Annotated in this window: 12 protein-coding genes; 2 read left to right on the forward strand and 10 right to left on the reverse strand. The window is 62.0% G+C overall.

Annotated features, from left to right (window positions below; genetic code table 11):
* Positions 1-14: 14 nt before the first annotated feature.
* Positions 15-1,802 carry a ribonuclease J gene (locus J3349_RS02255; RefSeq protein ID WP_015564735.1) on the reverse strand — a complete coding sequence of 596 codons (1,788 nt, stop codon included), beginning with the start codon at positions 1,800-1,802 and terminating at the stop codon, positions 15-17.
* A 401-nt stretch (positions 1,803-2,203) separates the two neighbouring features.
* On the opposite strand from J3349_RS02255, the gene rnhA reads away from it, so the two are divergent.
* Together rnhA and J3349_RS02265 are read left to right on the forward strand one after the other, a co-directional pair.
* Complete coding sequence (gene rnhA, locus J3349_RS02260) at positions 2,204-2,668, forward strand: ribonuclease HI (protein WP_015564734.1); 465 nt, start codon at positions 2,204-2,206, stop codon at positions 2,666-2,668.
* Entirely contained in the window at positions 2,665-3,183 is a 519-nt protein-coding gene (locus J3349_RS02265) for a hypothetical protein (RefSeq protein ID WP_207676304.1), read from the forward strand. Before rnhA ends, J3349_RS02265 begins: the two co-directional genes overlap by 4 nt.
* A 95-nt stretch (positions 3,184-3,278) precedes the next feature.
* Here the strand turns inward: J3349_RS02265 and mgsA are convergent, their stop codons facing one another.
* The 9 genes from mgsA to J3349_RS02310 form a co-directional block, all read right to left on the reverse strand.
* The gene (gene mgsA, locus J3349_RS02270) at positions 3,279-3,683 is read right to left on the reverse strand and encodes a methylglyoxal synthase (RefSeq protein WP_015564732.1); all 405 of its coding nucleotides are present in this window, start codon (positions 3,681-3,683) and stop codon (positions 3,279-3,281) included.
* Positions 3,684-3,829: 146 nt separating this feature from the next.
* Positions 3,830-6,028 carry a penicillin-binding transpeptidase domain-containing protein gene (locus tag J3349_RS02275; protein WP_207676305.1) on the reverse strand — a complete coding sequence of 733 codons (2,199 nt, stop codon included), beginning with the start codon at positions 6,026-6,028 and terminating at the stop codon, positions 3,830-3,832.
* A 27-nt stretch (positions 6,029-6,055) separates the two neighbouring features.
* Positions 6,056-6,589, reverse strand: a complete 534-nt coding sequence (mreD, locus tag J3349_RS02280) for a rod shape-determining protein MreD (protein ID WP_207676306.1) — start codon at positions 6,587-6,589, stop codon at positions 6,056-6,058.
* A 12-nt stretch (positions 6,590-6,601) separates the two neighbouring features.
* Positions 6,602-7,432: a rod shape-determining protein MreC gene (gene mreC, locus J3349_RS02285; protein WP_207676307.1), complete on the reverse strand. Its 831-nt coding sequence runs from the start codon at positions 7,430-7,432 to the stop codon at positions 6,602-6,604.
* A 129-nt stretch (positions 7,433-7,561) separates the two neighbouring features.
* Positions 7,562-8,584, reverse strand: coding sequence for a rod shape-determining protein (locus J3349_RS02290; RefSeq protein WP_015564729.1), 1,023 nt, complete (start codon positions 8,582-8,584; stop codon positions 7,562-7,564).
* 193 nt (positions 8,585-8,777) lie between these two features.
* A complete protein-coding gene (locus J3349_RS02295) occupies positions 8,778-9,332 on the reverse strand; it encodes a Maf family protein (protein WP_207676378.1) in 555 nt (184 codons plus the stop codon).
* Between the two features lie 2 nt (positions 9,333-9,334).
* Entirely contained in the window at positions 9,335-9,781 is a 447-nt protein-coding gene (dut, locus tag J3349_RS02300) for a dUTP diphosphatase (protein WP_207676308.1), read from the reverse strand.
* A gap of 18 nt (positions 9,782-9,799) precedes the next feature.
* Positions 9,800-11,866 (reverse strand): U32 family peptidase, encoded by a 2,067-nt coding sequence (locus J3349_RS02305; protein ID WP_207676309.1) that lies wholly within the window; start codon positions 11,864-11,866, stop codon positions 9,800-9,802.
* A gap of 31 nt (positions 11,867-11,897) precedes the next feature.
* Positions 11,898-12,254 carry a cell division protein ZapA gene (locus J3349_RS02310; RefSeq protein ID WP_158394779.1) on the reverse strand — a complete coding sequence of 119 codons (357 nt, stop codon included), beginning with the start codon at positions 12,252-12,254 and terminating at the stop codon, positions 11,898-11,900.
* Positions 12,255-12,621 lie beyond the last annotated feature (367 nt).

Here is a 12,621-nt window from a genome sequence, read left to right on the forward strand (position 1 = left end):
TCCTGCGGGCAGACTCAGACCTCCATCAGGATGGGGAGGATCATGGGGCTGCGCTTGGTGCGGCGGTAGATATAGCTGCTCAGGGCCTCGCGCACCCGGGTCTTGACGCTGTTCCAGTCGCGGACGTGCTCGTCCACGCAGCGGTCAAGAGCCGTCTCCACGATGCTCTGGGCGCCGTCCATCAGGCTCTCGTTCTCCCGCACATAGACGAAGCCGCGGCTCACGAGGTCGGGGCCGGCCAGAACTTTGCCGGTCTTGCTGTCCACGGTGGCCACGATGATGACGAGGCCGTCCTCAGACAGATGCTTGCGGTCGCGCAGGACGACGTTGCCCACATCGCCCACGCCGAGGCCGTCCACCATGACAGCGCCCGCCGTCACCGGCTCGCCCAGCTTCATCTCGTCCTGGCTGAGGATGATGTTGGAGCCGTTCTCGGCAATGAGGATGTTGCTGGTGGGGATGCCGAGGCTTGCCGCCGTGATGGCGTGCTTTTTCAGCTGCTTATATTCGCCGTGGACGGGCAGGAAATACTTGGGTCTGGTCAGGGTGAGCATCAGCTTCTGCTCTTCCTGACAGGCGTGGCCGGAGACGTGGACGTCGTACATGCCCTCATAGATGACCTCTGCGCCCAGCAGGAGCAGACCGTTGACGATCTTGGTCACGCTCTTCTCGTTGCCGGGGATGGGCTTGGCCGAGATGATGATGAAGTCGCCGGGGCCGACGCGCACCTGACGGTGGCTGCAGGAAGCCATGCGGCTCAGGGCGCTCAGAGGCTCGCCCTGACTGCCGGTGGTCACCAGCACCACCTGTTCCGGCGGATACTGGTTTATCTCATCGATGCTGATGAGGGTGCCTTCCGGGATGTGCATATAGCCCAGCTCCTGAGCCATGGCGGTATTGTTGACCATGCTGCGGCCGCTGAAGGCCACCTTGCGGCCATCCTCCACGGCGAGGTCGATGATCTGCTGGACACGGTAGATGTTGGACGCGAAGGTCGCAATGATGATGCGCTTGTTCTGTGCCCGGGCAAACAGGCTGCGGACACCGGCGGCCACCTTCTGCTCGGTGGCGGTGAAGCCGGGACGCTCCGCGTTGGTGGAGTCGCTCAGCAGAGCCAGCACGCCCTTCTGGCCGTACTCAGACAGAGTAGCAAGGTCGGTGGGGCCGCAGGCCAGCGGGGTGTAGTCGATCTTGAAGTCGCCGGTCTGGATGATAGTGCCAGCCGGGCTGTCGATGGCGAAAGCTACCGCGTCCGGGATGGAGTGGTTCACATGGATGGGCTCCACGGTGAAGCAGCCCAGCTTGAGCTTCTGACGGGGAGTGATCTCCACGAATTTGGTCTTGCCTGCAAGGCCGAACTCTTCCAGCTTATTGCGGATGAGGCCGCAGGTCAGGCGGGTGCCGTAGATGGGCAGATCGAACTTCTGCAGCAGGTAGGGGATGCTGCCGATGTGGTCCTCATGGCCGTGGGTGATGAGCAGGCCCTTGATCTTATCCTTATTCTGCACCACAAAGGTGAAGTCCGGGATAACCATATCGACGCCGAACATATCGTTATCCGGGAAGACGAGGCCGCAGTCCACGATGATCATATCACCGCAGCACTCATAGACCGTCATGTTCTTGCCCACTTCGCCGAGGCCGCCCAGCGGATAGATATGGATGGGCGTTGCAGCCTCTTTGGGCTGCTGGGGGCGGCGGGGCCGACGGGTGTAGTGGGGACGGCGGGAAGTGCGGGGGCGCTTTTCGCCGGACGCATTGGCCGCAGCGGGAGCGTGGTTCTGTTCTTTTGTCTGTGCCATCGAAAACCTCCAAAAATTCAATCAGCAAAGCACAGGTCTGCCCCGGAAGACAGCCTGCCCTGCATTAAGGGAAGCATAAAAACGCATCTGCTTCCGTCGGATGCATCGTATAGAAATCATTTTATCAGCGTTGTTTTATACCACGCTGCTGGTTCCGCAGGAAGCCTTTTGCCCATCCAGTCCATCTGTTCGATGCGACCGCGGCGCTTCGGCAGGAACGCTGTGAGCGCACCCACGGCGCGCCCCTATACGCATTTCGTTGCAACAAGTATAGTATTTCTCGCCTCTTTTGTCAATTCCAAGCTTGGGCCGGGCGGTGGTAAATTATGCCCTGCCCCTTGACAGACGGGCCAAAATGGCTCTAAATAATAGGTACTACAAACATGATGCAGGAGAGACGCATGAAACAAGTCGAAGTTTACACCGACGGCGCGTGCAGCGGCAACCCCGGTCCCGGCGGCTGGGGCGCGGTGCTGCGCTACCGCTTTAACGGCAAGGTCTACGAAAAGGAGCTCAGCGGCGGCGACGCCTCCACCACCAACAACCGGATGGAGCTGACGGCCTTCATCGAGGCGCTGCGCCAGCTCAAGGAGCCCTGCGAGGTGCGGCTGTGCTCCGACAGCCAGTACGTCATCAACGGGCTGGAAAAAGGCTGGGCCAGGGGCTGGAAGCGCCGGGGCTGGAAAAAGTCCGACGGCTCCCCTGCCCTGAACCCCGACCTCTGGGAGCAGGCGCTGGAGCAGGAAGCCCGCCACAAGCTCACCTACGTCTGGGTCAAAGGCCACGCAGGCCACCCGGAGAACGAACGCTGCGACCAGCTTGCGGTCGCCCAGAGCCAGGCACATGGCGGGAGACAGGGACGATGAACGATGCTTTTCTGCCCGGGAACGGGTTTGACACCTACGAAGAACAGGACCGGGTCCTGATGGGTCTGAGCGGCAGTGTGCGCAGCGGCGTGGCCGTCCGCATCCTGCAGCAGCAGGGCTTTGCCGTGGCGGCAGCGGTCGTCCGGCTGGCTGACACCCCCGAAGAACACGCCGCCGTGGACGCAGCCAAAGCGCTGGCAAAGAAGCTGGACGTGGAGTGCGTCACCCTCAATGCCGAGGCTCTGGCCGGACAGGATGCCGAAGCCGCCCGCTTTGCGGCCCTGCTCACTGCTGCCGACAAACTGGGCATCCAGTATATTGCCTCCGGCCGCTACGCCCGCATCGAGACAGACGCACAGGGCATGAGCCACCTGTTCGCCCCCGAGAGCGGCGCACCGGACGAGAGCGGAACGCTTGCCGCCCTCCCGCCCGAGGTCCTGAGCCGCCTCATCCTGCCGCTGGGCGATTTCGCCCCGGAGGACGTGGCAGAGATGGCGGAGGATTTTAAGCTGTAAGATCTTTCGCTTCCGGTCAGCGCCTGAGAGGGCAAGCCCGTTGAAGCAAAAAATCCCCCGTGCAGTTCAGCTGCACGGGGGATTCGTTTTATTGATCAGTTCTGGGGATGCACGATGTCGCGCCAGTCGAGGTCGCCGCGCTCGAGGCCGTGGATAAGGACCTCAGCGGTGGCGATGTTGGTGGCCATCGGGATGTTGTGGACATCGCACAGGCGCAGCAGAGTCATCTCATTCGGCTCGCTGGGTTTTGCGTTGATGGGGTCGCGGAAGAACAGCAGCAGATCCACCTCATTGCAGGCGATGCGGGACGCGATCTGCTGGTCGCCGCCCTGTACGCCCGCCAGAAAGCGCTGCACCTGCAGGCCGGTGGCTTCGGCGATCATCTTGCCGGTCGTACCGGTTGCCACCAATTTATGCTGGCTCAAAATCCGGCAGTACGCCGTACAGAACTGTACCATCAGCTCTTTTTTGGAGTCATGCGCAATCAGTGCAATCGTCATCGGTCAACCTCTCCTTTTCCCGCGCCCCTGTCTGGGGCAATCATCTTGCACATATCATAGTATCACAGTTTCCGTCTTTTTACAACTGTTTTTCGGGCAAAAGTTCTAATTTTTCATAGATTTCTGCCAAATCCACGCACCATCGCTCAGACGGCGGGCTGTTCTGCGGGAGCGGTGTCGTCTGCAAGGGCGTCGTTGTTTTCCACAGTCTCCGGCACAGTCTCTGGCACAGCATCCTGCCCGTCAGCTGTCGTGTCAGCCGTCTCGCCTGCTCCTGTCTCGTCCAGCGTCAGGCTGCCGTCCTTCATGGCGTAGTAGGAGTCGAAGATGTCGGCCACGAGGTTGCCGGCGCGGGCACCGCCGCCGCCGTACTCGATGACGATGCCGAGGGCGATCTCAGCGTCCTCGGCCGGGCCGTAGGCCACCATCATGGTGTTGGTGTAATGCTTGCGGGTGCTGCCGACGTAGTACGTCTCGCTGCGCTGAGGGGTGCCGCTCTTGCAGGCGATGGTGACGGGGTAGTTCTTCAGGCCCGACACCGTCTCCGACATGCCGATCATCCCCTGCCGCACGAGGTCGAAGGTGTCGCCCCGGTCCTCGATGACGTCCATCACCTCGGGCTGGGTCTCCTGCAGGACTTTGCCGGTGTTGGTGTCGAGGATGGCCTTGACGAAGTGGGTGCGGTAGCGCACCCCCCGGTTGGCCAGCGTGCCGGCGTAAGTCGCCAGCTGGACGGGGGTGACGACGGTATTGCCCTGACCGATAGCGGCCTGGACGTCCAGTGAGGCGATGTAGTTGGAGTCCTTCTTTGTGGTCAGTCGGCCGGTGGCCTCATTGACCTCCACGCCGGTGCGGGTACCAAGGCCCATCTTGTAGGCGTAGGCGTCGTAGACATCGCTGGTGGTGCGGCGGCCCACATCGTAGAAGAAGATGTTGCAGCTCCACTTGATGGCCGTGATGACGTCGATGTTGCCGCTGTGGCCGTGGCGGGTACACTTGGGGCGGTAGTCATCATAATAGGTATAGACACCGTTGCAGTAGACGGTAGAAGAGCGGTTGATGACGCCGGAGTCCAGCGCCGCCACCGCCACCGCAGGCTTGAAGGTGGAGCCGGGGGTGTACAGGCCCTGCAACGCGCGGTTGAGCAGGGGCAGACCCGGGTCCGAGCTGTACTGGCTGTACTGGGTGGCGAAGAGGTTCTGGTCGTAGCTGGGGTAGTTGGAGGCGGCCAGCACACTGCCGTCCTTCGTGCTGATGACCACCACCGCACCGGCGGCAGCCTTGGCAGAACTGCCGCTGTTGTAGGTGCTGTTTATCATCTCGATGTTCCTGGCCAGCGCCTTGTCCACCGCCTGCTGGAAGGCGCTGTCGATGGTGAGCTGGACGGTATGGCCCGGCTCCGGCACGGTGGTCATCGCAGTCCCCACGATGACGCCGTCCGAGCTGCGGGTGATGGTCTCAACGCCGTCCTTGCCCCGCAGCTCGTCTTCGTAGACGGCTTCGAGGCCCGACACGCCGATCATGTCGTTCATGTTATAGCCCTTTTCCCGCAGAGGGTAAGTGGTCTGGCCGTTCTCGTCGGTCACCTTCCACTTTTCGGCAGTGATCTTGCCCACACGGCCCAGCACATGAGGGATGATGTCGCCCTCATCGTAGCTGCGGGTGCTGGTCTCTACGATCTCCACACCGGGCATGGTCAGGCTGTTCTCCTTGATGGTCGCCACGGTCACTTCGCTGACATTCTCGGCCATGACGAAGTTGTTGACGTTGGAGAACGCCTGCTGCTGCATCTCGTAGTGGATGCCGCCCAGCACCCTCTGCCAGTGGAGGGGATAGCTTTCCAGCTTGTAGTCCTCCACCAGCTTTTCCATCACGTCATCGGCGGTGGCGTACTGCTGTAAGCCCAGCGAGTCCTTCATGGCCGCGAGAGCCTTCTGGTCGCTGGTGCTGTCGGCCTGCGCAGTAAAGCTGTAGTGGCCTGCCGCGTCCGGCTCGCCGATGAGCAGCGAGTCGTTCCATTTTTCGCCGTGGGCTTCCAGCAGCTCCACGATGCGCTGCAGCATGGCGTCAAGGTCTTCGTCCCCCATCAGCAGCTTGCTGAGCACCACATTGTAGCTGGTGGTGCTGGCCGCGATGCGGCGTCCGGCGCTGTCCACGATGTCGCCGCGGGCAGCGGTGACGGTAAAGTTATAATCGGTGGTGTTGGTCGCCTGCGCCTTGAAGCTGTCGCTGTTGACGAGCTGCAAAAATATCAGCCGCAGCACATACACGGCGATGAGCACCGAAGCGGCAGCGATGAGTCCAGCCATCCGGCGCACCACGATCTTGTGTTCGTCTTGATTCATCCGTTTTCCTCCCGGCAGGGTCTGACATCACACCACGCCGTTGTCTATCTTGAATTCCGTGCTGATGCGCCGCACTGCACAGTGGAGCAGCCAGCTCCCCGGGGCAGTCATCAGGGCCGACGGCAGCACAACCCAGAGAAAACGCTCCCCTGCGCCCGCATAGCCCGGCATATAGTAGAAAAACAGCCAGTCCGCCGACAGCACCAGCAGGGCGCAGACCACGGCCAGCAGCACGAAGTTGGAGGGGGTGTCCTTCAGATAAAGCTGCACGACCACCGACACGCCGAAGCAGAGGATCATCAGCTCCAGCGCCAGCATCCCCACAGTGCGGCCGGCGGTGTAGTCCCACATCAGGCCGCACACCGCGCCAAAGATGGCCCCGGCGAACTCGCCCTCTGTGGCAGACACCGCCAGACAGAGCGGCAGCAGCCAGAGCGGCTTCGCGGCCCCGAACTGGAACAGCCCCGGCATGGTCTGCAAAACCGTACACACCACCAGCAGAAGGATATAGCAGCCCCATTTCAGCCTCTGGCTGCGGCTGCGCTTGCGGCGAGATTCCATCTCCGGCCCTCCTCAGTAGTTGGTGATGATGAACACATGGCGCACCGTGCGGGGGTCTGCGCCCGGCTGGATGACGGCCAGCGTCGATTTGCCGCTGGCCTCGGGGGTCAGCTCCTTGATGACTCCCACCAGCACGTCCGGCGGGAACACCCCGCCCAGACCCGTGGTGATGACCTGGTCTCCCTCTCTGCTCAGGGTGCTGCGGGCGAGGTTCGAGAGGATGCACAGGCCGTCGGCGGCATAGTCGGCGCTGCCGGTGATGATGCCGTTGTCCCGGGTGCGGGACACGACGCCCGCCGCATTGAAGCTGGGATGCAGGACGGTCATGACCTTGCAGCTGGTGAGGTCGGCTTCCCGCACCACGCCCAGCAGATAGCCCTCGTCGCTGATGACGGCGTCGTTGACGGCCACACCGTCCAGTGTGCCTCTGTCCAGCGTGAAGCCCCAGAAAGAGTCCAGCGGATCGCGGCCAATGACGAAAGAGGACGTGTAGCTCATCTCAGGGTGCTGCTCCTGGATGTTGGCCAGCGCCTTGTAGGCCTCGTTCTCGGCCTTGAGCTTGTCGTAGTCCACCATCTGGGAGCGCAGAGAGGCGTTTTCCTCGCTGAGCTGCTGGTTTTCTTCCAGAATGGCGTCGATGTTGGCGTAGTTCTCCCACAGGGAGGCCACGCCGCTGCTCACCGCCGCTGCTGCCCGCTGGAACGGGGCTACGGCCACGCTCAGCAGCTCCTGCGGGGCGGCGGTCAGGCGTCCGTTCGCGCCTGCATAGGCCATGATGCCCACGAGGAAGACCGCGATGGCAATGAGTATCTTAAATTTCCATGTGTCAAAAAAATCCTTCAAGGCGGGTTCCTCCCGAATCTGCAAAAAAGCGCGGACAGCCGTGCCATCCGCGCTCAAAACTCATCTTCTGCGGCGCAGCAGCGCAAAGGTCCTCCCTCAGCGTACCGCCGCAAATGGCACAGCCGAGGCTTACATATGACCGCCATCGGTATCCAGAACGTCGTGCAGGACATCCACATGGTCCAGCACAGCACCGGCACCCTTGGCCACGCAGTCCAGCGGATCCTCAGCCACATGGACATCGATGCCGGTCTCGCTCTCAATGAGCTTGTCGAGGCCGCGCAGCAGTGCGCCGCCGCCGGTCAGGGTGATGCCGTGGTCGATGATGTCGGCGCTCAGCTCGGGCGGGGTGCGCTCCAGAGTCTCCTTGATGGCACTGGTGATCTTGACCAGGCACTCCAGCAGAGCCTCACGGACATCCTCCGAGTGGACGACGACGTTCTTGGGCAGACCGTCCACGAGGTTGCGGCCCTTGATCTCGAGGGTCATCTCGGGGTCCATCGGGTAGGCAGAGCCGATCTCGATCTTGATCTGCTCGGCGGTGCGCTCACCGATGAGGAGGTTATACTTGCGCTTGATGAAGGCGATGATGGCCTGGTCGAACATATCGCCGGCCATCCGCACGCTGCGGGAGGCCACGATGCCGCCCAGAGAGATGACAGCGATCTCGGCCGTGCCGCCGCCGATGTCCACGATCATGCTGCCGGTGGGCTCGCTGATGGGCAGGCCCGCACCGATGGCAGCAGCCATGGGCTCCTCGATGACCGACACCTGACGGGCGCCGGCCTTCAGCGCAGCCTCACGCACAGCGCGGCGCTCCACCTCGGTGACGCCCGACGGAATGCAGATGACCACGCGGGGGCGGGAGAACATGCTGTTGCCGCAGGCTTTTTTGAGGAAGGTCTCCAGCATATTGGCGGTGATGTCGAAGTCGGCGATGACGCCGTCCTTCAGGGGGCGGACAGCCACGATGCTGCCGGGGGTGCGGCCGATGACGGCCTTTGCCTCAGCGCCCACGCAGCGCACTTCGTCGCTCTTGGTGTCCACGGCCACAACAGAGGGCTCACGCATGATGATGCCCTTGCCCTTCATGTAAACGAGGGTATTGGCAGTACCGAGATCGATACCAACATCCTTTGAAAACAAACTCATATAGTCTTCTCTCCTTACGATTTTCCAGGGTCTATTCCAAAACGCAGAGCCGCCCGCTCAGACCAACGGGCAGCTCATCGCAGAATAACACGTTTTTATTATAGCCGCAAGGCGCACTTTTCTCAAGCATTTCCGTAAACTTTTTCGAGTTTTTTCATTTTTGGCCGCCGGGGCCGCTTTTCTGTGTCCTGCATCAGAATCTGTTCAGCAGACGGGCCGTCCGGCTGACGGGCAGGCCCATGATGGTGTAGTAGTCCCCTTCCAGCCGGTCGAGCCAGAGGGCTGCGCGGCCCTGGATGGCATAGGCACCGGCCTTGTCGTAGGGCTCTTTGGTGGCCGTGTAGGCGTCTATCTCCCCTTCCGAAATCGGGAAGAAGGTCACCTTGCAGCTGTCCACGAAGCTCTCGGTGCGTACGCCGTCCGATACGCAGACGCCGGTATGCACCTCGTGGGTCGCGCCGGACAGGGCGCGGAGCATCCGCTTTGCGTCCTCCACGCTGTGGGGCTTGCCGAAGACTTCGCCGCCCACATCCACGACGGTGTCACATCCCAGCACCACCGCGCCGGGATGGTCTTTTGCCACAGCGAGGCACTTGCCCCGGGCCAGCTTTTCCACCAGCTGGGCCGGAGTGGGTGCAGTGACTCCGCTCTCGTCGAAATCGCTGACGCAGATGGTAAAGTCCGTCGTGTATAAGCTCAGAAGCTCCTTCCGGCGCGGACTGCCGGAGGCTAATATCAGGTTCTTCATCATCATTTCCCCGTCGAGCCGAAGCCGCCCTCGCCGCGGGCGGTCTCATCCAGTGCGTCGGCCTGCACGAATGCCGCCGTGTACACCGGCGCGATGCAGAGCTGGGCCACCCGCTCACCGGGCTGGACGGTATAAGCCTCCGCACCCAGATTGACCATCGGGACTTTCAGCTCACCGCGGTAATCGCTGTCCACGACGCCGACGCCGTTGGCCATGCAGAGGCCGTGCTTGATGGACAGGCCGCTGCGGGCATAGACCAGCGCCACAGCGTGGGCGCCGGGCAGCTCGATGGCAAGGCCGGTAGGCACCAGCACCCGCTGCATGGGCTGGACGGTCAGCGGCTCATCCAGCACGGCGCACAGGTCGGCGGCGGCAGAGCCGGGGGTGGCGTAGGCGGGCGTCCTGGCGCGGGAGTCTAACACTTTGTATTTTACAGTGATGGGTTCCATAGTATACCTCTTTTATTTTCAGTTCGTTCCCTTAAAGTACAATCCTCTCGTGAACTCTCCCTCAAACGGTGCGTGCTGGCGGATGCTGTCGAGGATGGCGGCGGCCTCTTCCCTGCTTTCCAGCGTGAAGTAAGCCACGCCGTAGTCCACGGTCAGTGCGCCGGGCTTGTCGCCCATATAGATGGGGACGGGATTATAAATAGTACGGACACCCAGCCCGCACCGCACCGGGAACTTCTTCGCCTTGCGGTCGGTGAGCAGGCCGGTCTTGTCGCAGTGGGCGCAGTCGTGAATGTTCTGCAGCGGGCAGGCACGGGTGACCATCAGCGGCATATGGCCGTAGGTGATGACGCCGGTCGGCACAGGCTTGCCGTCACGAGTCGGCGCGATGGTGCTGATGTCGCTGTCCTTCACCTCGGGCAGGATGAGCACCGAGCGGAGGCCAAGGTCCGCATAATACTGGGCCGCGAGGTTATTGGTGACGTTGAGGCCGAAGCCGCCGGTCATGGGCAGGCCGCGGCAGAGCCGCAGGTGGGCGATGTTGCTTACCTCATAGCCCGCAAAGCCCGCGTCCTGGGTGGCCGCGATGCGGCGGGCAGTGTCCTCTTCCAGCGCGCCGAACATGACGCGGGGCAGTTCGAGAAGGGTCTTCTCCCTCCACTCGCGGGGGACGCGGTCGGCCTGCGCGATGGGCAGGATGAGGTATTCCACCCCGCTCAGCGCCTGCTCCGGCACCTGCTCCCAGCGCTCGAACCGGACGCGGAGGGTGCGGTGGGGCGGCAGAGTGCGCAGCGGCAGAGGCGGAAGCTCCACCTCATTCACCGGCCACGGGCGCAGGGTCTCCCGCTTTTTCAGCAGGGCGTCCAGTGCCTCACGGCGCAGCTCGTTGATGGCACTGCCCGGCACGAACCAGGGGCCGCCATCCATCTCCACGTCGATTTTTTCGGCAGAGAAAGGCGTGCCGCCGGTCTTGCTCAGGCTGCGGCTCAGGCTCTCGGTGGGGTCGGTGCGGGCGGGCTGAGGTTCGGCGTCGCCGTAGGCGAAGGCTTTGTTGGTGCCGTCAGTGACGGTCAGCTTCTCGCCGCCCTCTTCAATTTCAATTTTCATCTCCACCGGCACGCGGGAACGCTCCCGGCGGTACAGCTCCCGCAGGGCAGGCAGGGTCTTCTTGGTCAGCTCGGCGTCGGCCTCGCTGCGGACGCCGAACATCGTGCCGTCGATCTTTCCGTCCAGATAACCGGAGGTGAAGCCGGAGCGGCTGAACGCATTCTTCAGCAGGTCGCGGTCATAGGCGCGGCCCTCGCGGCCTGCCAGACAGGCGCTGACGGCAGCAGCGACATACTCCGGCGTCCGCAGACGGCCTTCGATTTTCGCCGATGCCACGCCGATGGCCTGCAGCTTGTCCAGCTTGTCGATGACGGAGTTGTCCTTGAGGGACAGATGGTGCAGACGGCCCGGCTTGCCCTCGGGCAGAGCGTTGGCCTCGAAGGGCAGGCGGCAGGGGCCGGCGCAGGAGCCGCGGTTGCCGCTCCGTCCGCCCAGGAAAGCCGACATATAGCACTGGCCGCTGACGCACATGCAGAGTGCGCCGTGGACGAAGCACTCCGTCTCGATGCCGCAGTGCCTGGTGATATGCTCCACCTCGGGCAGGCTCAGCTCACGGGCCAGCACGACCCGGGCAAAGCCCAGCTCTTTCAGTTCCAGTGCGCCCTGCAGGGTGTGGACGCTCATCTGGGTGGAACCGTGGCGGGGCAGCTGGGGCGCGATGTCCCCGATGAGCTTCGCCACCGCGAGGTCCTGACAGATGACGGCGTCGGCCCCGCTGGCGGCGACGGCCCGCACGGCGTCGGCCAGACCCGCCAGCTCGCCGCCGTAGACGGTAGTATTCAGCGCCACATGAACGGCCACGCCACGGGCATGGCAGAACCGGACGGCTTCTTTCAGGCTGTCGGCATCAAAATTGCCCGCACCGGTGCGGGCGTTGAAGCCGGAAAAACCCAGATATACTGCGTCCGCGCCGCTGAATACTGCTGCGCGGAGCATTTCTTCACTGCCCACAGGGGCAAGGATCTCAATTTTTGACATAGCTCTCCCTTTGACATTTATATAATGTAGATCACTTCTGCTGCAGCTTGGCCAGCTGTTCCCGCAGAGCGGCATTTTCCCGCTTGAGGGTCTCGTTCTCCGCCTTGACCTTATCCGCTGCCAGCTTCGCCTTGGCTGCATCGGAAATGTAGTCCTGTATCTGGCTGCGCATATTCTCGGCGCTGCCCGCGCTCTTGCGGTACTCGTCCAGATAGTCCATCGCGCAGAACACCGCCGCCTTGGTCACAGAGAGGTTGCCGTTGTTGTCCAGCAGCTTCGTGATGTCATCGTCCAGCTTCTTGGCCAGTGTGGTGATGTAGTTCTCGGTATCGGTCGTTGCAATGGCGTAGGGTGCGCCTGCAATGGTCACTCTCACTTTATTTACCATATCGTCCTCACTTTGCGCGGCGCACGCCCTGCCGGGCTGGTCATTTCCGGTCGTTTCCCACTATCTCCGGGATTTTCGGAAACCATTTCAGCCCTGACAGGAGCGTTTAGCTGCGGCTTTTTCATGTTCAGCCGAGTTTGTCCCCGAATTACCCGCCCGAACCGATGCATTTCGGGGCAAACACGGCCCTTGTCACCCTTTATTATAATATAAATAGTGCGCGAGAAAAAGTGCTATTTTTGAATTTTTGGCATATTTGTCAGAAACATTGCCATAAAAATGTCAGATACGGCAAAAATGGTTCCTTTTTCTTGCAATCCCCATCCGGAGTGATTATAATACTAGTGTTATGTGTTATGCGAGGGGC

The organism is Faecalibacterium sp. Marseille-P9590 (genome assembly GCF_017377665.1).
Classification (GTDB): Bacteria; Bacillota; Clostridia; order Oscillospirales; family Ruminococcaceae; genus Faecalibacterium.